21 protein-coding genes are annotated in these 24,755 nt (G+C 70.1%); 11 read left to right on the top strand and 10 right to left on the bottom strand.

Going from position 1 to position 24,755, the window contains the following annotated elements; all coding sequences use genetic code 11:
• The first annotated feature begins 171 nt into the window (after positions 1-171).
• Positions 172-435, top strand: coding sequence for a hypothetical protein (locus V5F59_RS06255; RefSeq protein WP_393982200.1), 264 nt, complete (start codon positions 172-174; stop codon positions 433-435).
• A gap of 75 nt (positions 436-510) precedes the next feature.
• Here V5F59_RS06255 and V5F59_RS06250 read toward each other — a convergent pair whose 3' ends face one another.
• Positions 511-1,170: a TetR/AcrR family transcriptional regulator gene (locus tag V5F59_RS06250; RefSeq protein WP_393982201.1), complete on the bottom strand. Its 660-nt coding sequence runs from the start codon at positions 1,168-1,170 to the stop codon at positions 511-513.
• 144 nt (positions 1,171-1,314) lie between these two features.
• Here V5F59_RS06250 and V5F59_RS06245 point away from each other — a divergent pair, with 144 nt between their 5' ends.
• From V5F59_RS06245 to V5F59_RS06230, 4 genes are all read left to right on the top strand, one after another.
• Entirely contained in the window at positions 1,315-2,559 is a 1,245-nt protein-coding gene (locus tag V5F59_RS06245; protein WP_393982202.1) for an HlyD family secretion protein, read from the top strand.
• Between the two features lie 41 nt (positions 2,560-2,600).
• Complete coding sequence (locus V5F59_RS06240) at positions 2,601-4,181, top strand: DHA2 family efflux MFS transporter permease subunit (RefSeq protein ID WP_393982203.1); 1,581 nt, start codon at positions 2,601-2,603, stop codon at positions 4,179-4,181.
• 105 nt (positions 4,182-4,286) lie between these two features.
• Positions 4,287-4,751 (top strand): MarR family winged helix-turn-helix transcriptional regulator, encoded by a 465-nt coding sequence (locus V5F59_RS06235; RefSeq protein ID WP_393982204.1) that lies wholly within the window; start codon positions 4,287-4,289, stop codon positions 4,749-4,751.
• A 1-nt stretch (position 4,752) separates the two neighbouring features.
• Entirely contained in the window at positions 4,753-6,699 is a 1,947-nt protein-coding gene (locus V5F59_RS06230; RefSeq protein ID WP_393982205.1) for an FUSC family protein, read from the top strand.
• 2 nt (positions 6,700-6,701) lie between these two features.
• On the opposite strand, the gene V5F59_RS06225 is transcribed toward V5F59_RS06230, so the two are convergent.
• A complete protein-coding gene (locus V5F59_RS06225) occupies positions 6,702-7,622 on the bottom strand; it encodes a LysR substrate-binding domain-containing protein (protein ID WP_393982206.1) in 921 nt (306 codons plus the stop codon).
• Positions 7,623-7,848: 226 nt separating this feature from the next.
• On the opposite strand from V5F59_RS06225, the gene V5F59_RS06220 reads away from it, so the two are divergent.
• The 4 genes from V5F59_RS06220 (at position 7,849) to oiaK (ending at position 12,803) form a co-directional block, all read left to right on the top strand.
• Positions 7,849-9,189 carry an MFS transporter gene (locus tag V5F59_RS06220; protein ID WP_393982207.1) on the top strand — a complete coding sequence of 447 codons (1,341 nt, stop codon included), beginning with the start codon at positions 7,849-7,851 and terminating at the stop codon, positions 9,187-9,189.
• 71 nt (positions 9,190-9,260) lie between these two features.
• Positions 9,261-10,091, top strand: coding sequence for a phosphogluconate dehydrogenase C-terminal domain-containing protein (locus V5F59_RS06215; RefSeq protein WP_393982208.1), 831 nt, complete (start codon positions 9,261-9,263; stop codon positions 10,089-10,091).
• A gap of 73 nt (positions 10,092-10,164) precedes the next feature.
• A complete protein-coding gene (locus tag V5F59_RS06210; protein ID WP_393982209.1) occupies positions 10,165-11,409 on the top strand; it encodes a ribulose-bisphosphate carboxylase large subunit family protein in 1,245 nt (414 codons plus the stop codon).
• Positions 11,406-12,803 (top strand): 3-oxo-isoapionate kinase OiaK, encoded by a 1,398-nt coding sequence (gene oiaK / locus V5F59_RS06205; protein ID WP_393982210.1) that lies wholly within the window; start codon positions 11,406-11,408, stop codon positions 12,801-12,803. The genes V5F59_RS06210 and oiaK overlap by 4 nt, the downstream gene beginning before the upstream one ends.
• A 7-nt stretch (positions 12,804-12,810) precedes the next feature.
• On the opposite strand, the gene V5F59_RS06200 is transcribed toward oiaK, so the two are convergent.
• Positions 12,811-13,317, bottom strand: a complete 507-nt coding sequence (locus V5F59_RS06200; protein WP_393982211.1) for a MerR family transcriptional regulator — start codon at positions 13,315-13,317, stop codon at positions 12,811-12,813.
• 65 nt (positions 13,318-13,382) lie between these two features.
• Here V5F59_RS06200 and V5F59_RS06195 point away from each other — a divergent pair, with 65 nt between their 5' ends.
• Positions 13,383-15,704 carry a heavy metal translocating P-type ATPase gene (locus V5F59_RS06195; protein ID WP_393982212.1) on the top strand — a complete coding sequence of 774 codons (2,322 nt, stop codon included), beginning with the start codon at positions 13,383-13,385 and terminating at the stop codon, positions 15,702-15,704.
• A 273-nt stretch (positions 15,705-15,977) separates the two neighbouring features.
• On the opposite strand, the gene V5F59_RS06190 is transcribed toward V5F59_RS06195, so the two are convergent.
• The gene (locus V5F59_RS06190; protein WP_393982213.1) at positions 15,978-17,198 is read right to left on the bottom strand and encodes an ABC transporter substrate-binding protein; all 1,221 of its coding nucleotides are present in this window, start codon (positions 17,196-17,198) and stop codon (positions 15,978-15,980) included.
• A gap of 50 nt (positions 17,199-17,248) precedes the next feature.
• Positions 17,249-18,532, bottom strand: a complete 1,284-nt coding sequence (locus V5F59_RS06185; RefSeq protein ID WP_509211193.1) for a hydroxymethylglutaryl-CoA reductase, degradative — start codon at positions 18,530-18,532, stop codon at positions 17,249-17,251.
• Between the two features lie 290 nt (positions 18,533-18,822).
• Between V5F59_RS06185 and V5F59_RS06180 the strand changes: the two genes are divergently transcribed.
• Positions 18,823-20,184 carry an aminotransferase-like domain-containing protein gene (locus V5F59_RS06180; protein ID WP_393982214.1) on the top strand — a complete coding sequence of 454 codons (1,362 nt, stop codon included), beginning with the start codon at positions 18,823-18,825 and terminating at the stop codon, positions 20,182-20,184.
• 140 nt (positions 20,185-20,324) lie between these two features.
• On the opposite strand, the gene V5F59_RS06175 is transcribed toward V5F59_RS06180, so the two are convergent.
• From V5F59_RS06175 to soxC, 5 genes are all read right to left on the bottom strand, one after another.
• Positions 20,325-21,602 (bottom strand): FCSD flavin-binding domain-containing protein, encoded by a 1,278-nt coding sequence (locus tag V5F59_RS06175; protein WP_393982215.1) that lies wholly within the window; start codon positions 21,600-21,602, stop codon positions 20,325-20,327.
• Between the two features lie 2 nt (positions 21,603-21,604).
• Complete coding sequence (locus V5F59_RS06170) at positions 21,605-22,126, bottom strand: DsrE family protein (RefSeq protein WP_393982216.1); 522 nt, start codon at positions 22,124-22,126, stop codon at positions 21,605-21,607.
• A gap of 88 nt (positions 22,127-22,214) precedes the next feature.
• Positions 22,215-22,538 (bottom strand): c-type cytochrome, encoded by a 324-nt coding sequence (locus tag V5F59_RS06165; protein ID WP_393982217.1) that lies wholly within the window; start codon positions 22,536-22,538, stop codon positions 22,215-22,217.
• A gap of 70 nt (positions 22,539-22,608) precedes the next feature.
• Positions 22,609-23,427, bottom strand: coding sequence for a c-type cytochrome (locus V5F59_RS06160; RefSeq protein WP_393982218.1), 819 nt, complete (start codon positions 23,425-23,427; stop codon positions 22,609-22,611).
• The gene (soxC, locus tag V5F59_RS06155; RefSeq protein WP_393982219.1) at positions 23,411-24,739 is read right to left on the bottom strand and encodes a sulfite dehydrogenase; all 1,329 of its coding nucleotides are present in this window, start codon (positions 24,737-24,739) and stop codon (positions 23,411-23,413) included. Before soxC ends, V5F59_RS06160 begins: the two co-directional genes overlap by 17 nt.
• Between the last annotated feature and the right edge of the window lie 16 nt (positions 24,740-24,755).

The following is a 24,755-nucleotide window of genomic DNA, read 5'->3' as shown; positions in this document are numbered from 1 at the left end:
AACCGTTCTCGTTGTAGCTGTCCCAGCTATACCGCCGAGCTGAGGCCGCGTCGATGCCGCATTGCACCATCGACCTTCCCGGATGGATCGCAGCCCGCAGCACCGCGGCGCCTCCCGCCCCCGCGTGGCCCATGCTATGCGGGGGCCTCAACCGGGAGAACGCGGCAACCCATGGATTTCGATAGCTGGGACAAGGACGAGGCCGGACGCCTCAAGGTGTGGCCGCTCCAGGCCTTCACCACCGCCGTGTTCAACGGCACCACCGGCGGGCTCAGGCTGGAAGTGGGAATCCCCAAGCCGGGCAAGCCCTCGCCGGCGGTGCAGGTCTCCCTCCCGCCCGACCTGCTGCGGGCGCTGGCCAGCGCGCTCAACGAGCTCGCGGACACCATCGAGCAGGGTGCGACGCAAAGCGGCTCATCGGCCAAGCCGTCCTGAGGCGGGGCGCGGCGGGCGGGGCCCAACCCCAATCCCCCGCGGCAGCCGGGCCTCGGTGCCGTTTCCCTGCGGGGCTCAGCCCCGCTTGGTTCCGTAGGCGGCAAGAAAGACGCGCACGCCGCTCGCCACCGTCGCGGCGATCTGCTCCGCCGTCGGCTGCTGGCGGGTGCCGAACAGCAGGCTCTTCGCCAGGTTTCCCTGGCACAGGCCGAAGAACTGGAAGGCGGCCGCCTCGCAGTCGTCCACGTCCAGGTTGCCGATGTCCCGCTGCCGGGCCAGGAGATCCGCAAGGCGGCGACCGCCCTCGCACGGCCCGGTCTCGAAGAAGGTGCGGCCGATGGAGGGGAACTTCTCCGCGACCCCCATCACCATGCGCACCAGACGGATATGGTCCGGCTGCACCATCATGGTCATGAAGGATTCACCGATACGCTGGAGCAGGTTGGCCACGTCCGGATCGCCGGGGTCGAACTCGAACAGGCGCTCGGCCGACTTGCGCCGGTCCACCTCCACCAGCGCCTGGAACAGCTCTTCCTTGCTGGCGAAATAGACGTAGATCGTCGCCTTGGAGACGCCGCTGGCGCGGGCGATCTCGTCCATGCTGGCGCCGTCGAACCCCTTGTCGAAGAACACCCGCCGCGCGCCGTCGATGATCTCGCGGCGTTTCCTGGCTTCGGGCTCCGGGCGCTCGGGCGCTTCGGCCACGGCCGCGGCACCCTTCATCACATCACTCATTGTCCAACCTTCCTGACGTCCTGTGCATAAGTGGCCCAGGGGGCGTCTGTCAAAGAATTTGACTGAACCGTTCAGTTCAGTATAGTGCCTCCCATGGCAAAACTAAACCGTTCAGTTGAAAACGGCGCAAAATTGGAGGCTGCCGTGACTCAGGCGAACAAGATGGCGGCCGCGCCCGACGATCCGGAGGAAGGGGATACCCCACCCGCCGGCGTGACGGTCCTCAAGGCGCGGCAAGGCGACGGCGCCCCTGCGCCAGCCAGTGATTCGGCGGCCACGGCGGCTTCCCCCAAACGACCGGTCAAGCGGCTGGTGCTTGGCGGCGTCCTCGCGGCGCTGGTGCTCGGCGGCGGGTGGTACGGCATGGACTGGTGGCGGGTCGGCCGCTTCCAGGTCTCCACTGACGACGCCTATGTGGGCGCGGACACCTCGGTGCTGGCGGCCAAGGTGGGCGGCTACGTGAAAAGCGTGGAGGTCACCGCCAACCAGTGGGTGAACGCCGGCGACGTGATCGCCCGCATCGACGACGGCGACTATCGCCTCGCGGTGCAGGCGGCGCAGGACAAGATCGACACGCAGCAAGCGGCTCTCGCTCGCTTCGACGAGCAGCTGAAGGCGGCCGAGGCCAGCGTCGACCAAGCCAGGGCGCAGCTTGCGGCCTCCGAGGCCGACCTGAAGCGCACCCAGCTCGAATTCGACCGGCAGGACAAGCTGGCGAGCTCCAACTATGCGAGCCGCGCCACCCTCGACAACGCCCGGGCCGACCGTGACAAGGCCCAGGCGAGCGTGGAGGCCGGCAAGGCCGCGGTTACCTCCGCGCAGGCGGCCATCGCCGTGCTGCAGGCCCAGCGCAAGGAGGCCGCGCGCACCCTCGACGGCTACCGCACCGCCCGCGCCCAGTCCGAGCGCGATCTCGACTTCACCGTCGTGCGCGCGCCCATTTCCGGCGTGGTCGGCAACCGGGCCGTGCAGGTGGGCCAGCTGGTTCAGCCCGGCACCCGGCTCGCCGCCGTGGTGCCCCTGGGCGGCGTCTATGTGGATGCCAACTTCAAGGAAACCCAGCTCGGCCGCCTCATCCCGGGACAGAAGGTCCGCGTCTATGTGGACGCCTATCCGGACCGGGATTTCGAGGGCACCGTGTTCAGCGTCTCGCCGGCATCGGGCTCCGTGTTCAGCCTGCTGCCGCCGGAGAACGCCACCGGCAACTTCACCAAGATCGTGCAGCGCATCCCCGTGCGCATCGCCCTCGACGCCGATGCCCTCGCCGGCCATGAGCTGCGCCCCGGCATGTCGGTGACGGCGACCGTGGATACCCGCGGTGGCGCAGGCGTGGGCCCGCTCGCCGCCCAGGCGGCGCCGGTGCACGGCGCTCCCGCGCGCAACCCGTAAGGCCGGCGGCGCCCGATCGGCGCCTCGGCGGAGCCGACACCATGTCCGACGTCGCGACACTCACCCCCACCCGCGCCCACGCCGCCCCTGGCGTGGAGGGACGGCGCATGTTCGCCTTCCTGTGCATGGTGTTCGGCATGTTCATGGCGATCCTGGACATCCAGATCGTCTCCGCCTCCCTTTCCGAGATCCAGGCGGGCCTCGCCGCCTCCTCCGACGAGATCTCCTGGGTGCAGACCAGCTACCTCATCGCCGAGGTGGTGATGATCCCGCTGTCGGGCTTCCTGTCGCGGGCGCTCTCCACGCGCTGGCTGTTCGCGGCTTCCGCGGCCGGCTTCACGCTCATGAGCTTCCTGTGCGCGACGGCCTCCTCCATCGAGCAGATGATCGTTTATCGCGCGCTGCAGGGCTTCCTGGGCGGCGGTATGATCCCCACCGTGTTCGCCTCCGCCTATGCGGTGTTCCCGCGGGAGAAGCAGCCCATCGTCGCCCCCATGATCGGCCTGGTGGCGACCCTGGCGCCCACCATCGGCCCCACGGTGGGCGGCTATCTCACCGATCTGTTCTCCTGGCACTGGCTGTTCCTCGTCAACGTCATCCCCGGCATCTTCGTGGTGCTGGCGGCGGTGACGCTGATCGACTTCGACGAGCCGGACTTCGGCCTTCTCGACCGCTTCGACTGGTGGGGCCTCCTGTTCATGGCGGGCTTCCTCGGCAGCCTCGAGTTCGTGCTGGAGGAAGGGCCCACCAACGACTGGTTCGAGGACCAGTACATCTTCGCCTTCGCCATCGTCTGCGTGGTCTCGGCGGCCGCCTTCTTCGCCCGCGTGCTTTCCACCGCGCACCCGGTGGTGGACCTGCGCGCGTTCGAGAACCGCAACTTCTCCATCGGCTCGGCTTTCAGCTTCGTCATGGGCATCGGGCTCTACGGCCTCACCTACCTCTACCCCATCTATCTGGGGCGGGTGCGCGGCTACTCCGCCCTCATGATCGGCGAGACCATGTTCGTCACCGGCGTCGCCATGTTCCTGACCGCGCCCATCGCCGGGCGGCTCATGACCAAGCTGGACCCACGCATCATGATGGGGGCGGGCTTCGCCGGCTTCGCGGTGGGCACCTGGTGGGTGACGTACATCACCAAGGACTGGGACTTCTGGGAGCTGTTCATCCCGCAGATCCTGCGCGGGGTGTCGCTGATGATCGCCATGATCCCCATCAACAACATCTCCCTCGGCACCATGCCGCCGGCGCAGATGAAGAACGCCTCTGGCCTCTTCAACCTGATGCGCAATCTTGGCGGCGCGGTGGGGCTCGCCCTCATCAACACGGTGCTCAACAACCGCTGGGACCTGCATCTCGCCCGCCTGCACGAGAACGTCCAGTGGGCGAACGAGGTGGCATTGGAGCGTATCACCTCGATGACGTCCGCCTTCTCCTCCTTCGGCTCGGACGCCTCCGGCGCAGCGCTGAAGCAGATGGCCGCCCTGGTGCGGCGGGAGGCGCTGGTGATGTCCTTCGCCGACGTCTTCTACCTGCTCACCTTCCTGTTCCTTGCCCTCGTCCTCGCCGCGCCGCTGATGCGCCGGCCTCGTCCGGGCACCGGAGGCGGCGGCGGGCACTGACCCGCGGCCGCGATCCGCACCTCCCACGCCGCCGTTGCGCCATCGCAACGCTGATGTGCGGGAAAATAGATTGTATTCAAATTATTTTTATATCATCCATAATCCATGCCCTCCGCCCCCTCCCCGTCCGCCGCCGCGCGCTTCGGCTTTCATCTCGTCGGCCTCGCGCGCCGCTGGCGCCGCCACCTCGACGAGGAGCTGGCCGCCGCCGGCCTCAGCGACGCCACCTGGACTCCCCTGGTGCACCTCCACGCCGCCGGCGGGGCGCTGCACCAGAAGGATCTCGCCGCCCGCGTCGGCCTCGATGGATCGAGCCTCGTGCGCCTCGTCGACATTCTGGAGCGGCAGGGCCTCGTCACCCGGCTGGTGGACGCGCACGACCGCAGGGCGCGGCAGGTGGAGCTCACTCCTGCCGGGCTCTCCGCCGTGAAAGTCATCCGCCGCCGCATCGTTGCCATCGAGCGCCGCCTGCTCGAGGGGATCGGTGACGCGGAGATGGAGACGGCGCTCGCGGTGTTCGCCCGCATCGACGACCGCATCGCCGCCCTGCATGCGGCCAAGGGGCGCTGAGATGCGGGCACGGGACACCTTCGCGGCGCTGGGCTTCGACCTGCCGCGCCTCACCTTCGCGATGCGCACCGCGCTCGCCTCCTGCGCGGCGCTCCTCATCGCCTCCCTCCTCGGCCTCGACCACCCCCAATGGGCGGCGATGACCGTCTGGGCCGCCTCCCAGCCGACCCGCGGCCAGCTCATCGAGAAGAGCTTCTTCCGCGTCGCCGGCACCCTGAGCGGGGTGATCGCCGGCATCCTGCTGATGCTCGCCTCGCGCGGCGATCCGATGCTGCTGATCGCCGGGCTCTCCCTCTGGATCGCCTTGTGCGCGGGCATCGGCAATCTGCAGCGTGGCTTCGTCGCCTACGGCACCATTCTCGCGGGCTATTCGGCCTCCATGGTGACGCTGCTGGACAGCCACCATCCGGATCATGTCTTCACCCTGGGGCTGGACCGCTTCGTCACCATCCTCGTGGGCGTCGGCCTCGCGCTCGCCTTCGGCCTTCTGTTCGCGCCGCGGCAAGGGGAGGCGGAGATGACGGGCCGCCTGCGCCACATCACCGCCCGCCTGCTGAGGCACGTGAAGCGCGGCTACGATCAACCAGACGATGCGCGCCTCCTCGCCGAGCAGGCCGATCTCCTGGCCGACATGGCCGCCATCGAGGAGGCGCTGGAGCCCCATGGCGCCGGCTCTCTCGGCTCCCGCCGGCAGGTGAGGAGCGCCCGCGCGCTGCTGATGGCCGACATCGCCCTCCTGCCGCTGGTGCGCCGCCCAACGACCGGTGCGCCCGATCCCGTGCTGGTGCAGGCTCTCGACCGCGCCATCGCCGGCCTGGAGACCGGCGCGGAGACGGCCGCCATCACGACGGATCTCGATGCCGCCGCCCGGGCCTCGTCCGCCGACCCCCGCCTGTCGGATGCCCTCGGGGCGATTTCGGCGGCGTTTGCGGCCGTGTTCGGGGCCGAGGCGGAGACGGGGCGCGCCGCTCCGTTCGTTCCGGTCATCCTGCACAAGGACTGGGTCGGCGCGCGCTGGGCATTGGTCCGGGCCCTTCTGGCGATGCTCGCCGTGGGCGCGTTCTGGCTGGCGAGCGGGTGGAGCGGTGGGCCGTTCCTGCTGCTCGGCACCTCCATCATGATCTCGCTCTTCTCGACCTTCGAGAATCCGGCGCGGACCATGCTCTTCGTCGCAGGTGGCCAGGCCATCGGCGCGGCGGGGGCGCTCGCCTGCCGCTTCCTCGTCTGGCCCTTTGCCCACGACACCATGGGGCTGGTGCTGCTCACCATGCCCTTCATCCTCGTGGCTCCGCTGTTCTTCTCCCACCGCCGCACGCTGCCCATGGCCTTCGACTATGCGATGGTGTCGCTGCTGCTGCTCCACCCCGCCTATCCGCCCACGGACAGCATCGCCGACATGGCGAATGCGGCGCTCGCCGTAGTGGCGGCGCCGCTCGTCGCCATGGGCGCGTATCGCCTGCTCTTCCCCATCGATGCGGGCCGACGGCTCGACGCCATGGTGGCCATGATGGTGCGGGAACTGGAGCAGATGGCCCGCAGCCCCGACGCCGCCGCCCACCGCATCACCTGGCGGGCCCGGCTCTATCATCGCCTGCTGGGCCTCTCCCGCCTTGCCGGGCGCGCGGGAACGAGCCGCGGCGCCGTGGTGGACGGAGGCCTCGCCGTGCTCGCCACCGGATCCGCCATCCTCGCCCTGCGCGAAGCATCGGCCCGCACCGGCCCGGCGACCCTGCCGCCGGCCCTCGCCCGCAGCTTCAAGCTGGCCCTCGGACGCCTCGCCCACATCGGCCCGTCACCCGCGCGCGCAGCCTCAGCGCTGGCCCGCGCCGCACGCCGGGCGGAGGCGCTCGGCCGGCCGGAAGCCGCCGTGCTGGCGGGCGGGGCGCGCGCATTGGTCCTGCACGATGCCTTCTTCCGCGGCAGCCCCCGCATCGACGCGCGCGGCTGAGCTCAGGCACGTTCCGAAGCGAGATGCCGCGGCGCGCCGAAGGTCGCCATCTCTCCCACCAGCCACGATTCAAGCGCCCGCAGGTCTGATCGGAACGCCACCTGCGGTGCGATCCAGAGCTTCAGGTGGCGGATCCCCGGCGTGAAGCCGAAGGGCGCGACGAGGCGGCCGGACTGCAGCTCGCTGAGCGCCAGCATATGCGGCACCACCGCGACCCCAAGGCCACAGGCCGCCGCCTGGATGAGCAGGTAGAAGTGATCGAAGCTGCGCTGCGGCTTCAGGGGGATATCGCCGTTGCCGGTGGCCTCCGCCCAGTCGCGCCAGGCCTCCGGCCGGGTGTTGGTGGCGAGGAGATGCGCCCGGACCAAGGCGTCGGGCGTCTCCAGCGGCATGCCGGCGAGATAGTCCGGCGCGCAGACGGGGCCGATCCACTCCGCCCCCAGTTCCCGGATGATGGCGTCGCGCGGCGGCACGATGGCGGAGGAGCGGATGGCCAGCGAGATGTTGTCGCGGCTGAAATCCACCTTGTCATAATTCATGTTCAGCTCCACCTGCACGTCCGGACTGCGGCGGTGGAACCCGGCCATGCGCGGGATGAGCCAGCACAGCATGATCGACGCCGAGCAGGAGAGCGTCAGCGGCCCCGGCCGCACCCGCTCCAGCGTCGCGTGGATCACCCCGAAGGCGGTGGTGAGCCCCTCGGCGAGGCGCTGGCCCTCCGGCGTCGGATCAGTGGCTGTGCCGCGGCGGGCGAGGAGCTGGACGCCGAGCGTCGCCTCCAGCGCCTTCACGTGCCGGCTGATCGCGCCGTGGGTGACGCACAATTCCTCCGCCGCCCGGCTCATGCTGCGGTGGCGCGCGGTGGCCTCGAACGCCCGCAGCGCCACCAGCGAGGGCAAGGGAGGGCTCACCTGCTGCGACATCACCCCAACATCCTGTTTTCGCGCCATTTCCTGCTGCAGCGCAGCATGCCATATGTGAGTTTAGCTCACATCCCAGCGAGAACAAATCGATTGTTCCCGCGCGCTCCGGGCGCCTAATGGCATGCATCCAACTCCGGCTGCGGTGGCCTCCCCCGCCGCAGCCGGAGCCACGAAAAGCAAGAAGCGCAGACGCCAGAAGATCTGCACCATTCTCATGGAGGAAACCATGTCGGAGCCCGAAGCGCCGGCCGTGGAACGGTCAGCCATCAGCAAGGTCTGCTGGCGGTTGACGCCGTTCATCGGCCTCATGTTCTTCATCAATTTCCTGGATCGCACGGCCGTGTCCTTCGCCGGACCCAACGGCATGACGCGTGACCTCGGCCTCACCGCCGCCCAGTTCGGGTTCGCGGCCGGCATCTTCTTCCTCGGCTACATCCTCCTGGAAGTGCCGAGCAACCTCGCGCTCCACAAGTTCGGCGCGCGGCGCTGGCTGGCGCGCATCATGGTCACCTGGGGCATCGTGGCGATGCTGTTCACCTGGGTGAGCAGCGTGGAGGGCCTCTATTTCCTGCGCTTCCTGCTGGGCGTCGCCGAAGCCGGCTTCTTCCCGGGGGCCATCCTCTACCTCAGCATGTGGGTGCCGGCGCGGCACCGCAACAAGGTGCTGGCGCTGTTCTACGTGGCGCAGCCGCTCACCATCGTCATTGGAGCGCCCTTCGCCTCGGCGCTGATCGGGGCGGACGGACTGATGGGTCTCGCCGGCTGGCGCGTCATGTTCTTCGGCGTGGCGGTGCCGGCCATCGTGGTGGGCGTGATCGCGTGGTTCTACCTGGTGGACAGGCCGGCCGACGCCAAATGGCTCACGCCCGCCGAGCGCACCTGGCTCACCGCCGAGCTCGCCAAGGAAGAGAAGGCCAAGGCCGGCTCGCACAACATCCTCGCCTCCGGCGCGCTCATGAACGGGCGGGTGTGGCTTTTGTCCTTCATCTACTTCGGCCTCATCTACGGGCTCTATGCGCTGGCCTTCTTCCTGCCCACCATCATCTCCGGCTTCGAGGCCCAGTTCGGCGCCAAGTTCAGCGTGATGCAGAAGGGCTACATCACCGCCATTCCGTACCTGCCGGCGGCGGTGGCGCTGGTGCTGTGGAGCCGGCAGGCGGCGAAGACCGGCGTCAGGCCCTGGCACGTGGGCCTGCCCGCCCTCGTCGGCGCGGTGTCCATCCCGGTGGCGCTCTACATGAGCTCGCCGGCGGCCACGGTAGCGGTCATCACCATCACCGCCTGCGCCATCTTCTCGGCCCTGCCGAACTTCTGGGCCATCCCCGCCCGCTTCCTCTCGGGCGCCGGCGCCGCCGCGGGCATCGCCCTCATCAACACGGTGGGCAACGTGGCGGGCTTCGCGGCCCCCTTCATCACCGGATGGGTGAAGGACGCCACCGGCTCCTTCCAGACGGCCATGCTGCTGGTGGGCGCCTTCATGCTGCTCTCCTCGGTGCTCACCCTGGTGGTGGCGCGGCGCGGGGAGAACGTGCCCGAGGCTTCGACGGCCCCGGCGCGCTCGGCCTGACGGCATCCGACTTTCAAGAAAAAGCGGGGGCCGGCGCTGCCGGCCCCAGGACAAAGGACCGGAGAACCAAGATGAACGCGAAGATCGCCCTGTTCGGCGCCGGCGGGAAGATGGGCGTGCGCCTGTCCAAGAACCTCGCCAAGTCCGACTTCCGGGTGGCCCACGTGGAGGTCAGCGATATCGGCCGCAAGCGGCTGAAGGACGAGGTCGGCGTCGACTGCATCGAGGTCGACGCCGCGCTCGATGGCGCCGACGTGGTCATCCTCGCCGTGCCCGACACGCTCATCGGCAAGGTGTCCCACGCCATCGCACCGAAGCTGAAGGCCGGCACCATGGTGATGCTGCTGGACGCGGCCGCGCCCTTCGCCGGCCACCTGCCCGAGCGGCCGGACCTCATCTATTTCGTCTCCCACCCCTGCCATCCGCTCATCTTCAACGACGAAACGACGGACGAGGCGCGGCGCGACTATTTCGGCGGTGTGGCGGCGAAGCAGTCCATCACCTCCGCGCTCATGCAGGGGCCGGATGAATCCTTCGCGCTCGGCGAGGCAGTGGCGAAGGCCATCTACGCCCCCATCCTGCGCTCCTACCGCCTGACCGTGGAGCAGATGGCGATCCTGGAGCCGGGCCTCTCCGAGACCATCTGCGCCACGCTCCTCGACGTGATGCGCGAGGCCATGGACGAGACCGTGCGCCGCGGCGTGCCCGCCGAATGCGCCCGCGACTTCCTGCTCGGCCACATGAACATCCTCGCCGCGGTCACCTTCAAGGAGATCCCCGGCATGTTCTCGGACGCCTGCAACAAGGCGATCCAGTTCGGCAAGCCGCGCCTCATGCGCGACGACTGGCTGAAGTGCCTCGACAACGACGAGATCGCCGAGAGCATCCGCCGCATCACCTGAGCGGGATGGCGGGGCGGGACGCCCGCCCCGCTCCGCGCCGCAAGCGCCCTACCGCATCAACAGGAACCCCGCGATGAGCGAACGTGTCTACGCCACCTACTGGATGGAAACCGGGGGCGACCCGGCCCGGACGGCGGAGGTCATCGCAGGCGAGCAGTCGAGCGGCACCTTCGTTGCTCTCGCCACCGAGACGGCGGAGCTGAAGGCGCGCTCCGGCGCGAAGGTGGAACGGCTGGAGACGCTCGAGGTAGTGGACCGGCCGAGCCTGCCCGGCGCCATGGCCTCCGACCGCTACACCCGCTCCATCCTCGAATTGTCCTGGCCGGTGGAGAATTTCGGCCCGTCCCTGCCGAACCTCATGTCCACCATCGCCGGCAACCTCTATGAGCTGCACCAGGTCTCCGGCCTGCGCCTCACGGGCCTGAGGCTGCCGCGCTCCTTCACCTCCGCCTTCGCCGGGCCGGCCTTCGGCATCGCCGGCACGCGCAAGCTGGCAGGGGTGAGCGAGGGGCCGATCATCGGCACCATCATCAAGCCCTCCATCGGCCTCTCGGCGGAGGAGACGGCGCAGCAGGTGCGCGAGCTGATCGCCGGCGACATCGACTTCATCAAGGACGACGAGCTGCAGGCGGACGGCGCGCGTTGCCCGTTCGAGGCGCGCGCACGGGCGGTGATGCGCGTCGTCAACGACGCTGCCGACCGGCGCGGGCGCAAGGTGATGGTGGCCTTCAACATCACCGGCGACCTCGACGAGATGCGCCGCCGGCACGACCTCGTGCTGGAACTGGGCGGCACCTGCGTCATGGTCTGCCTCAACTCCATCGGCCTCGTGGGGGTGCGGGAGATCGCCCGCCACGCGCAGCTCCCCCTCCACGGCCACCGCGCCGGCTGGGGTTATCTCTATCGCGCCCCGGCCCTGGGGTGGGATTATGCGCCCTGGCAGCAGCTCTGGAGGCTCGCGGGCGTGGACCACCTGCATGTGAACGGGCTCTACAACAAGTTCTCGGAGAGCAACGAGAGCGTCATCGCCGCCGCGCGCGCCGTGCTCTCGCCTCTCAACGCCGAGGCGCCCATGGAGGCCATGCCCGTCTTCTCCTCCGGCCAGACCGGCAGGCAGGCGGCGGAGACCTACGCCGCCATCGGCTGCGCCGACCTGATCCACACGGCGGGCGGCGGCATCTTCGGCCATCCGGCGGGGGTGCCGGCGGGTGTCGAGGCCCTGCGCGCCGCCTGGCGCGCCGCCATGGCGGGCGCGAGCCTTGAGGAGGAGGCCACCCGTAACACCGCGCTGAAGACCGCGCTGGGCTTCTGGCGATGAGTGCCGCGGCCTTCCCCGAGGGCCTGCTGCTGGCCTATTACGGCGACGACTTCACCGGCTCAACCGACGCGCTGGAGGCCATCACGGCCGCGGGTGTGCCCACGGTGCTGTTCCTGCGCCCGCCCACGGAGGAGATGCGCGCGCGCTTTCCCGCCGTGCGCTGCATCGGCCTCGCCGGCTCCTCCCGCGGGCGCACGCCGGAGTGGATGGACGCCGAGCTGCCCGCCGTCTTCGCCCGCCTCGCGGCGCTCGGCGCCCCGGTGCTGCATTACAAGATCTGCTCCACCTTCGATTCCGCCCCGCATGTGGGCTCCATCGGCCGCGCTATCGACATCGGCGTTCGGCAGATGGGCGGCAGATGGTCGCCCATGGTGGTGGGGGTGCCGCGCCTCGGCCGCTACCAGATGTTCGGCAACCTGTTCGTCACCTGGAACGGCACCACCTACCGGCTCGACCGCCACCCCACCATGTCGCGCCACCCGGTGACGCCCATGGACGAGGCGGACCTGTCACGCCACCTCGCCCGCCAGACGGAGCGGCGCATCGCCCTCATCGACATGGCGGAGATCCGCGCCGGCAAGGCGCAGGCGCGCCAAGAGGCGCTGGCGGGCGCCGACACGCCGGTGGTGCTCATCGACGTGATGGACGAGGCGACGCTAGCCGAAGCCGGCCGGCTCATCTGGGAGAACCGCGGCGGCGGGATCTTCTCCGCCTCCTCCTCGGGCCTGCAATATGCGCTGGCCGCCCACTGGCGCAGCCTCGGCCTGCTGCCGGCGACGCCCGGCCTGCCGCAGGCAGAGGGCGTGGAGACCATCGCCGTGGTCTCCGGCAGCTGCTCGCCCGTGACGGCGGCGCAGATCGCCCACGCCCGCGCCAACGGCTTCCATACGGAGCGGCTCGATCTTCCCCGCGCCCTCGCCGACGCGAGCCGGGAGGCGGAGACCGCGCGCGCGGTGGACGTGGCGCTGAACGCGCTGAAGCGCGGGAAAAGCCCGGTCATCTTCAGCGCCGAGGGGCCGGACGACCCGGCCGTCACCGGCTTCGACGCCACCGCGGCAGCGCTGGGCCTCTCCCGCGCCGATGCCGCGCGGCGGGTCGGCAGTGTGCTGGCGGAGATCATGCGCCGCATGGTGGAGAGCCGCGCCGTGCGCCGGGTCACGGTGGCGGGCGGCGACAGCTCCGGCGAGGTGATGGAAGCGCTGAACGTCTTCGCTCTGGATATCGCCGCCGGCCTCGCCCCCGGCGCGCCCCTGTGCCGGGCCCATTCAGACGACGCCATCTATGACGGCCTCGAAGTGGTGCTGAAGGGCGGCCAGATGGGCCCCGCCGAGTTCTTCACCACCGTGCGCGACGGCACCCCCCGGGGCGCCGCCCCCCGCTCCCGCTCGGCGTGAGCGGGGATCAGCGGAACGCTCCCTCCTCGGCCTTGCCCGCATGGAAGCGGCAATGGGCATGGTCGGCGAGGGTCTCGATCACCCGGCACTCGGCCACCTTGCCATGGGCGCAGGCCTCCACCATGCGCTCCAGCTCCACCTCCAGCGCCTTCAGCGCGGCAATGCGCTGGCGCACCTCGCCGAGGCGGGCGGAAGCGATGGCGTCCGCCGCCGCGCAGGATTGGTCCGGCCGGTCCTGAAGCGCCAGCAGGGTGCGAATCTCGTCGATCTCGAAGCCGAGCTCACGCGCGTGACGGATGAAGATGAGGCGCTTCAGCTCCGCCCCGCCGTAGAGCCGCCGGTTGCCGTCCGTGCGCGGCGAGGGCGGCATCAGGCCGATCCCCTCATAGAAGCGGATGGTGGGCACCTTCACACCGCTGGCCCGGGCCGCCGCGCCGATGGAAAGAAGCTCGGGCACGGCGGATCCGGAGGTGGCCGGAAGATCGTGCGGGCTGGGGGCCGTCGGGCGGCTCATGGGACTTGCTCCTCTAGTCACTAGAGCATTTAGAGTGTGAGCCTGACCCAAAGAAAGGCCACATCATGACCGCTCCCCTGGTGCAAACCCGCTTCCGCGTGTCGGGGATGGATTGCGCCGCCTGTGCCACCAAGATCGAGGGGGCGACGCGCCGCCTCGCGGGGGTGGAGGAGGTGAGCGTTTCCGTCGCCGCCGGCACGCTGCTGATCCGCCACACGGCGGATACGGACCTCGCACCGCTGGCCGGCCGCCTCTCGCCCATGGGCTACACCCTCGCCCCTGTCCCGCCCGCGGGCGGAGAGCAGCGCAGACACGGGCCGAAGCAGCAGGATGCCGCCCTGCACGACCATGCGGATCATGATCATGCGGGGCACGACCACGCCTGCTGCGGCCATGACCATGCGCATGGCCCCGACGCCCATGAACATCGCGAGCCCGAGGCACACCCCGAGGCCGGGCATGAGCACGGCGGCGACGGTCCCGCCGGCCACGCATCGCTCGTCGACGCCGCCCCGGCGCGCTGGTGGATGGCGCCCAAGGCACGGCTGACCCTCGCCAGCGGCATCGCCCTCGCCGCGGCCTTCGGCGCGGGGCTGCTGGTGCCCGGCGCGCAGACGGCGCTGTTCCTCGCCGCCATGCTGGTGGGCCTCGTGCCCATCGCCCGCCGCGCCATCGCGGCGGCGGCGAACGGCGTGCCCTTCACCATCGAGATGCTGATGACGGTGGCGGCGCTCGGCGCCGTGATCATCGGCGCGACGGAAGAGGCGGCGGCGGTGGTCTTCCTGTTCCTGGTGGGAGAGCTGCTGGAAGGGGTCGCTGCCGGGCGCGCCCGGGCCTCCATCCGCGCCCTCACCACCCTCGTGCCCAAGACGGCGCGGGTGGAGCGCGACGGCCGGACGCTGGAGGTGCCGGCGGAGGAGCTGAAGGTGGGCGAGACCATCCTCGTGCGCCCCGGCGACCGCATCCCGGCGGACGGTGTCATCCTCGCCGGCGAGAGCCAGATCGACGAGAGCCCGGTGACGGGCGAGAGCGTGCCCGTCACCAAGGGCGTCGACGCCGTCGTCTTCGCCGGCACGGTGAATGGCGAAGGGGTATTGCGCGTCACCGTCACCGCGGCAGCGGAGGACAACACCATCGCCCGCGTGGTGCGCCTCGTGGAGGAGGCGCAGGAGGCGCGCGCCCCCACCGAGCGGCTCATCGACCGCTTCGCCCGCATCTACACGCCGGGCGTGGTGGCGGTGGCGGCGCTGGTCGCCGTGGTGCCGCCGCTGTTCCTCGGCGGGGCATGGGATGCATGGATCTACAAGGGCCTCGCCATCCTGCTCATCGGCTGCCCCTGCGCCCTCGTCATCTCCACCCCGGCTGCCATCGCCGCCGGCCTCTCGGTGGGCGCGCGGCGCGGGCTGCTGATGAAGGGTGGCGCCGTTCTGGAAACGGCGGGCAAGATCACCATCGTCTGCTTCGACAAGACCGGCACCCTCACCGCGGGCAAGCCGAAGGTGACGGACGTGATCGGCCTCGCCCTGCCCGCGACCGAGGTGCTCGCCCTCGCCGCCGCGCTGGAGGCGGGATCGAGCCATCCGCTGGCCCGCGCCATCCTCGACAAGGCGGCGGAAGAAGGCATCGCCATTCCACCGGCGGAAGCGGCCAAGGCCATCGGCGGCAAGGGCGTCTCGGCCCGGGTTGCGGGACGCGAGGTGTTCCTCGGCGCGCCGCAGGCGGCAGCGGCCTTGGCCCAGCTGGGGGCGGAGGCGGCGGCTCGTGTCGATGCCCTCAACGGAGAGGGCAAGACCGTCTCGCTGCTGGTGGCGGACGGCGCCGTCGCCGGGGCCATCGCCATGCGCGACGAGCCGCGCCAGGATGCGGCCGAGGGCCTTGCGGACCTGGGGCGGGAGAAGATCTGCACCTTGATGCTCACCGGCGACAATCCGCGCACGGCCGAGGCCATCGGCCAGGCCCTCGGCATCGAGGTGCGCGCCGGCCTGCTGCCGGAGGACAAGCAGCGCATCGTCGGCGAGCTCCAGCGCGAGGGCGCGGTGGTGGCGAAGGTGGGCGACGGCATCAACGACGCCCCGGCGCTGGCCGCCGCGGACATCGGCATCGCCATGGGCGGCGGCACCGACGTGGCGCTGGAGACGGCGGATGCCGCGGTGCTGCACGGGCGGGTGAAGGACATCGCCGGCATGATCGCCCTCTCCCGGCGCACCATGGGCAACATCCGCCAGAACATCACCATCGCCCTGGGGCTGAAGGCGGTGTTCCTCGTCACCACGGTGGCGGGGATCACGGGCCTGTGGCCCGCCATCCTCGCCGACACGGGCGCGACGGTGCTCGTCACCGCCAATGCCCTGCGCCTGTTGTCCGGGGGCGCGAAGGCGGGGCGCTGACAGAGCATTGGAGGGGTCCGGAGCCCTTCGGGAAACGTCATCAGGCGTCGCCCCGAACGCCTCGTCATGCCACGGTTCATCTGGGGCATGACCCCTCGCCGGCTCCACACCCGACGATCAGGCACCGGCCCGGTCGTAGAATGGATCCCCCGGATGAACCGGGGATGACGTCGCTTTTCTCAACCGGGGACGACTGTTGCCGAGAGGATGTCCTCCCGACGACACCCGGACTTGAACCATCGGGCGATGCGTCATGCGCATCGCCCGTCGTTCTCAGTTCTTCGTCACCATGGGGCAGCGGCCCTCGGCCATGGGCCGGAACGCCTCCGCGGCGGGGATCGTCTCGATCACGTTGTAATAGTCCCACGGGCCCTTGGACTGCTCCGGCGTCTTCACCTGGAACAGGTACATGTTGTGGATGTGCCGCCCGTCCGCGCGCACCTCGCCCTTGCCGAACAGGGGATCGTTCGAGGGCATCTCCTTCATCTTCTCCACCACCTTGACGCCGTCCGTGCTGTTGACGGCGGCGGCGGCACGCAGATAGTGCAGCGTGCCGGCATAGACGCCCGCCTGGTTGGCGGTGGGGCGGCGCCCGCTGGTCTGCGCCGCGAAGCGGTCGGCGAAGGCGCGGGTGCCGTCATTCATGTTCCAGTAGAAGCCTTCGGTGAGGAACAGGCCCTTCGCCACCGGCAGGCCGAGGGAGTGCACGTCCGTGAGCTGCATCAGCAGCGCGGCGAGGCTCTGCTTCTGGGTGAGGCCGAACTCGGAGGCCGCCTTCACGGAATTGATGGTGTCGCCCACCGCATTGGCGAGGGCCACCACCTGGGCGCCGCTCGCCTGCGCCTGAAGGATGAAGGAGGAGAAGTCCGAGGCATTGGTGGGGTGGCGCACCTCGCCCACCACCTGGCCGCCCTGCGTCTTCACCACCGCCATGGCGTCGGCCTCCAGAGCATGGCCGAAGGCATAGTCGGCGGTGATGAAGAACCAGCTCTTCTTGTTGGCCTTCAGCAAGGCGAGCGCCGTGCCGTGGGCGAGCGCCCAGGTGTCGTAGGTCCAGTGCACCGTGTTGGGCGAGCACTTCTCGCCGGTAAGCAGCGCCGTGCCGGGACCGGAGGCGATGAAGGCCACCTTGGAGCCGCGCACCGCCTCCTGCACCGCCAGCGCCACGGAGGAGAAGGGCACGTCGAGGATGGCGTCCACCGTGCCGTCGGCGATCCACTTGCGCGCGGTGGCGGAGCCGATGTCCGGCTTGTTCTGGTGATCGAGCGAGATCACCTCCACCTCGATGCCGGGCTTCTCCTTCTTGAAGTCCTCCGCCGCGAGCTTCGCCGCCGTCACCGAGCCGATGCCGGTGGAATCGGAGGCGAAGCCGGAAAGGTCGGTGAGCACGCCGAGGCGGATCTTGTTGCCGGGGATCTCCGCGCGCGCCGGCGCCAGCGCCAGGGCGAGAAGGGCGACGCCCGCGGCAAGCGCGCGCGTGGTGGTCCTGAGCATGATCTTCTCCCTATGTGTTTCTTGCTTTGTGTTGCCTGACTGGCGCGGCGTCAGCTGCCGCGCACCTCTTCGAGCACCCTGGAGGCGACGTCCATGCGCACGCTGGCGCGCTCCACGAGAATGCGGGCCACGCGGTCGATCTCCTCGCCCACCGCGCCCGCCATCATGGCGATGTTCTGGGCGTGGAGCGCCATGTGGCCCTTCTGGATGCCGGTGGTGGCGAGCGCCTTCAGCGCCGAAAAGTTCTGGGCGAGCCCCACCGCCGCGATGATGCGCGCAAGCCGCTCGGCCGTGGTGACGCCGAGGATGGCAAGGCACGCCCGCGCGGTGGGGTGCACCTTCGTCGCCCCGCCGATGAGCCCCACCGCCAGCGGCAGCTCGATGGCGGCGGACAGGTCGCCGTCCTTGTTCACCTCATAGGTGGTGAGCGAGGTGTAGCGGCCGGAGCGGGCGGCATAGGCATGGGCGCCGGCCTCCACCGCACGGGTGTCGTTGCCGGTGGCGAGCACCACGGCGGAGATGCCGTTCATGATGCCCTTGTTATGGGTCGCGGCGCGATAGGGGTCGGCAGCCGCGAACTGGTAGGCGCTGACGATGCCGTCGCGCACCTCGGGACCGCCGATGTCGGCCGTCTTCCACACCGCATGGGCACGGGCGAGGCGCCGGTCGGCGAGGTTCGAGAGGATGCGCAGGTACACGCGCCCGCCGGACCAGGCGGCGATGGACGGGGCGAGCTTCTCCGCCATGGTGTTCACGGCGTTGGCGCCCATGGCGTCGCGGGTGTCGACGATGAGGTGGGTGACGACCATGGTGCCCGTGGGCGTGTCGAGGAGGCGCACCTCAAGGTCGCGGAAGCCGCCGCCGAGGGACAGGAGCACCGGATCGCAGGCATCGCACGCGGCCTTGATCTCCTCGCGCCGCTCCAGGATGCGCAGGCGGGCGGCGGAAGGGTCGCGCACGTCCACCGCCTGCACCTGGGCGATCATCAGATTGCCGGAGACGGAGGTGGAGAAGCCGGCGTCGTAATTCTGCTTCGCCGCGTTGCAGACGGCCGCCACCACGGAGGATTCCTCCGTCGCCATGGGGATGAGCACGTCCTCCCCGTCGATCTTCATGTTGGTGGCGATGCCCACCGGGATGTTCATGGTGCCGATCACGTTTTCGATCAGCTTGTCGGCGAGCACCGGATCGAGATTGCCCATGTTCGCGAGATGGGCCACCTGCCCCGCATCGAGGCCGGCGAAGGCGGCCACGAGATCGAGCCGCTCGCGCGGGCTCTTCTTGTGGAAGCCGGCGATGCGGGAGGAGCGGTTCGAGCCGACGGCGGACGTCATCGTTTGGGCCTTCCTGTCCAGTTGCGCGCGGGCCGGCTGGGCCGGGCAGACGGGAAGGAGAATGCGCACGCACGGGTGCTGCGCGCCGGTGTGCCGGCGCGCGTCGGCGTTTCATCCCTTCATCGTCAGGCCATCTCGATGCGGCCCGTTCGACGCGACTTTCCGCTGGCGGAAGGGGTACGGCAAGGAACACTTTGCGTCTTCAAGAGAGGCACCGTACCCTCAACTTTATGGGTACAATTCAGGATGAAACGCCAGGCGATGAGGCCCCCTCGCGGGTCGCGGCCATCGTGCGCGCGCTCACGGAGCGCATCGACCGCGGGCTGGTGCGGCCGGGGGAAAAGCTGCCCTCCATCCGCTCCGCCTTCGCGGCTTTCGGCGTGTCGCGCAACACGCTGGTGGAGGCCTACGAGCGCCTCGCCGCCACCGGCCGCATCGAGGCGCGACCCGGCTCCGGCTTCTACGTGCGCGCCACCCGCGTCCCCGCCGCCGCGCCGCCGGCGCCCACGGTGGTGGAGGCCGTGGACAGCGTGTGGCTGCTGCGGGAGCAGCTGGAGCAGCATTACGACGTGCGCGTGGGCGACGGGCGTCCGCCGCCGTCGTGGATGGAAGGCTCGGAGGTGGGGCGCTATCTGAAGCCCATCAACCGGCCCGGCACCCGCCCCTTCCCGGCGAGCTACGGCAGCCCCTTCGGCTTCCCCTTGCTGCGCGAGGCCATCGCCACCCTCGTTTCCGAGCGCGCCATCGCCGCCGATCCGGCGCGGGTGCTGATGACCCAGGGCGCCAACCACGCCCTCGACCTCATCGTGCGCACGCTGGTGGAGCCGGGGGATGCGGTGCTGGTGGATTCGCCGGGCTATTATCCGCTGTTCGGCAAGCTCCGCCTCGCCAAGGCGCGCACCTTCGGCGTGCGCCGCACCGCCGAGGGGCCGGACGCGGCGGACCTCGCGGAGAAGGCCGCGGCGACGGGGGCGAAGCTGTTCTTCACCCAGTCGCTGGCGCACAACCCCACCGGCTGCTCCCTCACCCCCGCCGTGGCCTACCGGGTGCTGCAGGTGGCGGAGCGGCACGACCTCACCATCGTGGAGAGCGATCCCTTCGCCGACATCCTGCCCCCTGCCCGGCCGCGCCTCGCCGCCCTCGACCAGCTGGAGCGCGTCATCTACGTGGGCACGCTGGCGAAGACGCTCTCCGCCAGCCTGCGCTGCGGCTATGTGGTGGCCTCCCCCGCCCTCGTCGAGCGGCTCGGCGCGCTGAAGATGGTGACGAGCGTGAACTCGTCCGGATACGTGGAGCGCATCGTCCACGACCTCATCACCTCGGGCCAGTATCGGCGCCACCTGAAGCGCCTGCGCGGGCGCGTGGACGCCGCCACCGCCTCCGCCCAGGCGACGCTGGGGCGGCTTCGGCTGCCCATCTTCGGGCCGCCCGGCGGCGGCTTCTACCTGTGGTGCGCCCTGCCGGAAGGCATGGACGACAGCGCCCTGTCGCGGCAGGCGGCGGAACGCGGCATCCTCATCGCGCCAGGCGCTGTGTTCAGCCCCGGCGCGGAGCCGCACACCCCGGCCATGCGCATCAATGTCGCCTATGTGGACGACCCGCGCTTCGAGCGCTTCATGGCGGAGAGGCTCGCCGCGGCCCGCGGCGGGTGAGACGGCCGCCGAAAGGCGGCGCCGAGGGCGGCTTGATCGGAGAGCGCGACGGATATCGTCCGCTGCGCTGCACTTTCCCCTGGGCCCCGGATCGGCGCTCCGGCCGCGCCGTCGCTTGTCCGGGACACGTGCGGTCCCCTTTACCCGAAGATGTCGGCGGTGATGCCGTCGTACCAGCCGATGTTCTCCGCCTGGGTGCCGCGGCGCAGCTCCGGCGGCTCGCCGGTCTGGGAGATGAAGCCCTCCACCTCCTTGATCCGCCCGTCCGCCGGGGCGTAGCGGCCGCCCACCTTCACCGCATCGTCGATGTCGATGAGGCTCCAGCAAGTGTTGGCGTAGCGGGCGGGAAAGGCGCGCGCGCCGATCAGCTCCGCGCGCACCGTCATGGCGGCCACCTTGGCCTGGCTGTTGGCGGCGAAGGCGGATTTCGGCATGTCGCCGGGAATGGCGGCATCCCCCACCACGAAGATGCCCGCATCGGCGCGGGACGCCATGCTGGCGGGATCGATGGGGCAATAGCCGCTCGCGTCGGCAAGACCTGCGTCCCGCGCGATGGCGCCGGCCATCTGGGCGGGAATGACATTGACGAGGGCGGCGTTGGCGTAGGTCTCGAAGCCCGTCACCACCGTGCCGGTCTTCGGATCGACGGACTTCAGCCCCTCGGAGATGTCGGGGGCGATCCATTCGATCATCCCGGGGTAATGGCTCTCCCACCCCTCCTGGAACAGGCCCTGCTTGGAGAACTTCTCCTTGGGATCGACGATGATGATCTTGGCCCGGCCGCGTCCCGTCGCCTTCAGCACATGGGCCATCATGGAGACGCGCTCGTAGGGGCCGGGCGGGCAGCGGTAGGGGTTCGGCGGGGCGATCATCACGATGAGGCCGCCGTCCGGCACCTGGTCCAGCTTCGCCTTGAGGATCTGCGTCTGCCGCCCCGCCTTCCAGGCGTGGGGCATCGCCTCCTCCCACTCCCGGCCCCAGCCGGGCACGGAATCGTATTTCAGGTCAATGCCCGGGGAGAGGATGAGGCGATCGAACGGCAGGCGCGCCCCACCTGCCAGCACCACCTCGCGCCGGTCCCGGTCGATGGCCGCGGCCGCCTCGTGGACGAGGCGCACGCCCGCTTTCTCCAGCCCGCCATAGCCGTGCACCAGGCTGTCGAAGCTGCGGAAGCCGCCGAGGAACAGGTTGGAGTGGAAGCAGGTGACATAGTGGCGGCTCGGCTCCACGAGGGTGACGTCGATGGCGCCGTCCTTCGCCGCATAGCGCGCAGCGGTGGCCCCGCCGGGCCCGCCACCCACCACGACGAGCCGCGGCCGCGCCTGCCCGACGACGGGTGGGGCTGCGAGCGCGGCGGCCGAAAGGCCCGCCGCCCCCGCGAGGAAGCGCCGGCGGGAGAGGGGGTTGCGCGCGGCCACCGTCAGCCCACCTTCAGATAAGCGAAACCCTTGTTCTGCAACGCTCCCACCGTCGCCACGCCGGAGGGCACGAAGGCGATGTAGGGCTCCGCCCGGGCCTTCTCCTTGGGCACCTTGTTCCGCTCGAAGGTGAAGGCGCACAGATAGATCTTGAGCCCGTTCTTGGCGAGGGCGTCCACCTTCTCGTTGAAGGTGGGATCCAGCGTCTCCTTCTCCCACATGGTGCCGGCGAGAGTGTCGAGGAAGAACTTGATGCCCCCCGCATGGGCCACCAGCGCCAGCTGGAGGGCGAAGGGGTCCGCGCCGTAAGCGGCATAGTGGTTGGAGATGTTGTTCAGGGTCTGGGCGAAACGCGCGTGGTCGCCATAGTCCACATGGTAGAGGCAGGCGTTGTCGGCCTCCTTGCTGATGTCCTTCAGCTGAAGGCTCTGCGCGGCCGCATGGGCGGCCAGCGGCGCGGCGACGGGCACAGCCCCCGCGAGCGCCATGGTGCCGAGGAACGCCCGGCGATCGAAATTCGGCATGTTGTCCTCCCAGCAGCGGACGCCTTTGCCGGCGCCTCGTTCCAGTTTCGCCGGACGGCGCGAAGCCCCGTCCTTATGCCTCGAACCGTCAGCGCGCGGGCTTCAATTCCCCGAAATAGGCCGCGAGCGCCGCGATCTCCTCGTCCGAGAGCCCATCCGCCTGAAGGCGCATGACGGCGCTCGGACGCACCCCGCTGCGGAAGGCCTCCATGGCGGCGATGAACGCCTCCGCCGGCCATCCGATGATGGCGGGCACCCCCTGCGCCGCCGTGCCCGAAACCTGGTGGCAGGTGACGCAAGGCCCCGCGAGGAACGCGCCGTACTCCCTGTCCGGCGCCGCCGAGACCCCGCCCGGCAGGCATGCCCCGACGCCGAGGACGAGGGCGGCGAGGCCCGACGCGCGGCGCCTCATGCCCACCCACGGCCTGTCTTGCCGGGAGCCTCCCCCGGCGCGGCGGGTGCGCCTTGGGCGGGCCGGTGCCTCACTCCAGATTGCCCTTGGGCGCGTCGCCGTCCGGCGTCACGTTGAGGATCTGGGCACGGGCGGTCACATGCACCTCCCCGGAGCAGTTCGTCATGCACGGGTCCTTCTTCCAGAACGCCTTTTCCGAGGTCTCCCGGTCGTCGTCGAAGAAGTTCGCCTCGTTGGGCAGCTCCACCTTCGGGAAGTTCTGCTTCGAGAGCACGTAGTCCTCCGGCACGAGGTCGTTGAGGTTCAGCAGATACGCCACGATGGCATAGGTCTGGTCCGCCGTCAGCGACTGGTTGTTGCCGAACGGCATGGCGCGGTGCACATAATCGAACACCGTGGACGCGTAGGGCCAGAAGGAGCCGATGGTCTTCTCCGGCCGGTCCGACTTCAACGTGCCCCGCCCCCCTGCCAGCACCGGCCAGCGGCCCGCACCCTCGCCGAACTCGCCGTGGCACATGGCGCAGCTCTGCAGGAACAGCTCCTCGCCCTCCTTCACCGATCCCTTGCCGTCCGGCAGGCCCTCGCCGTCCGCGCGCACGTCGATGTTCCAGGCGGCGATCTCCTCCGGCAGGGCCGGCCGGCCGAGGGCGATGGTCTTCGCCGGCGCCGCTTCCGCCGACGGAGCGGCTCCGGCCGGAACGTTGACCGCCTGCCGGGCCTTGCCCTTATCGCCGATCTTGTCGCCGGCCTTGTCTGCCTGTGCCTGCGCCCCCTTCTTCGTCGCCTCGCCCTTCACCGGCGCGGGATCGGCGACGGCGGGCAGCGCGGCGACGGCGAGCGTGCCGGCGAGGGCGACGGCGACGATGAGCGCCTCAGCCGACTTCCACATTTTCCGTCTCCCCGTTGCCGCGGACCAGCCAGGTCTGGATGCCGTTGTTGTGATAGATGGAGTTGGTGCCGCGGATGGCCCTGAGCTCCTGCTTGGTGGGCTGCACATAGCCGGTGTCGTCCATGGCGCGGGACTGCACCATCAGCTCCTGCCCGGCCCAGTCGAAGTCGAGGTAGAAGCGCGTCATGGCGCGGGACGTGTTGGGGCCCTCGATGCGCGCCGTGGTCCAGTTGCGGCCGCCGTCGAGGGTGACATCCACTCTTTTGATGGCGCCACGCCCCGACCAGGCGACGCCGGTGAGCACGTTGGCGCCCTTCTGCTTCAGGGGTGCCTGCGGGCTCGGATTGGTCACCACCGACTTTGCATCCATGATGAAGGTGAAGCGGCGGGAGCGGCCGTCGGCGAGCAGATCCGTGTATTTAGAGGTCTCCTCCCGCTGCTGCCAGGGCTGATCGCCCACCTTGAGGCGGCGCAGCCACTTGACCCACATGTTGCCTTCCCAGCCCGGCACCACGAGGCGCACCGGATAGCCCTGCTCGGGCCGCAGCGCCTCCCCGTTCATGCCGAAGGCGACGAGGCAGTCGTCCAGCGCCTTCTCGATGGGGATGGAGCGGGTCATCACCGCCGCATCGGCGCCTTCCGCCAGCACCCATTTGCCCTTGGGCTTCACCCCCGCCATGTCCAGGAGAGTGCGCAGCGGCACGCCGGTGTATTGCACATTGTGGATCATGCCGTGGGTGAACTGGCAGCCGTTGAGCTGCGCGCCCCGCCACTCCATGCCGGAATTGGCCGCGCATTCGAGGAAGTAGGCGCGGTTCACCCGCCCCGGCATGCGCCTGATGTCCTCCAGCGTGAAGACGAGGGGCTTGTCCACCATGCCGTGGATCATCAGCCGGTACTTGTCCGGATCGATCTCCGCCTCGCCGCCGTGGTGGCGCACGAAGCACAGGCCGCTGGGCGTGATGGTGCCGTCGAGGGCATAGAGCGGGGTGAAGCTCACCGAGCTCTCGGAGCTGGCCGTGAGCCACGTCACCTCCCGGCGCACCACGTCCTTCTCGAACTTGGAAGGCTTGCCGTAGGGGTTGGCGTTGACCGGCGCGCCCAGGGTCTTGGTCCATCCGGGAACCGGAACGATATTGGGATCCGGCGCGCCGGGGACGGAGCCGGCGCGCGCGGGGCCCGCCCCCACCACCGCGGCGCCCGCGCCCAGCCCGGCCGCCGCGAGGAAGCGCCGCCGGGAGAGGGACGGCTCCGCGCTTCGGGCGCGGTCCGCCGGGGGCTGCTTGTTGTCGGGCAGCGTGTTGTCGGACATGGCGTCCTCCCTGATA

Origin of the sequence: Xanthobacter nonsaccharivorans, from assembly GCF_043194755.2 — a bacterium.
Lineage (GTDB): Bacteria > Pseudomonadota > Alphaproteobacteria > Rhizobiales > Xanthobacteraceae > Xanthobacter > Xanthobacter autotrophicus_G.
This window is presented reverse-complemented; position numbering and strand designations above follow the sequence as displayed.

Coding starts and splice junctions, on each gene's coding strand:
- V5F59_RS06190 (WP_393982213.1), bottom strand. CDS start 17,198: ATGCTCAGGACCACCACGCGCGCGCTTGCCGCGGGCGTCGCCCTTCTC.
- V5F59_RS06160 (WP_393982218.1), bottom strand. CDS start 23,427: ATGTGGAAGTCGGCTGAGGCGCTCATCGTCGCCGTCGCCCTCGCCGGC.
- V5F59_RS06170 (WP_393982216.1), bottom strand. CDS start 22,126: ATGCCGAATTTCGATCGCCGGGCGTTCCTCGGCACCATGGCGCTCGCG.
- V5F59_RS06200 (WP_393982211.1), bottom strand. CDS start 13,317: ATGAGCCGCCCGACGGCCCCCAGCCCGCACGATCTTCCGGCCACCTCC.
- V5F59_RS06185 (WP_509211193.1), bottom strand. CDS start 18,532: ATGACGTCCGCCGTCGGCTCGAACCGCTCCTCCCGCATCGCCGGCTTC.
- V5F59_RS06230 (WP_393982205.1), top strand. CDS start 4,753: ATGCGGGCACGGGACACCTTCGCGGCGCTGGGCTTCGACCTGCCGCGC.
- V5F59_RS06220 (WP_393982207.1), top strand. CDS start 7,849: ATGTCGGAGCCCGAAGCGCCGGCCGTGGAACGGTCAGCCATCAGCAAG.
- V5F59_RS06195 (WP_393982212.1), top strand. CDS start 13,383: ATGACCGCTCCCCTGGTGCAAACCCGCTTCCGCGTGTCGGGGATGGAT.
- oiaK (WP_393982210.1), top strand. CDS start 11,406: ATGAGTGCCGCGGCCTTCCCCGAGGGCCTGCTGCTGGCCTATTACGGC.
- soxC (WP_393982219.1), bottom strand. CDS start 24,739: ATGTCCGACAACACGCTGCCCGACAACAAGCAGCCCCCGGCGGACCGC.
- V5F59_RS06240 (WP_393982203.1), top strand. CDS start 2,601: ATGTCCGACGTCGCGACACTCACCCCCACCCGCGCCCACGCCGCCCCT.
- V5F59_RS06210 (WP_393982209.1), top strand. CDS start 10,165: ATGAGCGAACGTGTCTACGCCACCTACTGGATGGAAACCGGGGGCGAC.
- V5F59_RS06250 (WP_393982201.1), bottom strand. CDS start 1,170: ATGAGTGATGTGATGAAGGGTGCCGCGGCCGTGGCCGAAGCGCCCGAG.
- V5F59_RS06235 (WP_393982204.1), top strand. CDS start 4,287: ATGCCCTCCGCCCCCTCCCCGTCCGCCGCCGCGCGCTTCGGCTTTCAT.
- V5F59_RS06255 (WP_393982200.1), top strand. CDS start 172: ATGGATTTCGATAGCTGGGACAAGGACGAGGCCGGACGCCTCAAGGTG.
- V5F59_RS06225 (WP_393982206.1), bottom strand. CDS start 7,622: ATGTCGCAGCAGGTGAGCCCTCCCTTGCCCTCGCTGGTGGCGCTGCGG.
- V5F59_RS06215 (WP_393982208.1), top strand. CDS start 9,261: ATGAACGCGAAGATCGCCCTGTTCGGCGCCGGCGGGAAGATGGGCGTG.
- V5F59_RS06165 (WP_393982217.1), bottom strand. CDS start 22,538: ATGAGGCGCCGCGCGTCGGGCCTCGCCGCCCTCGTCCTCGGCGTCGGG.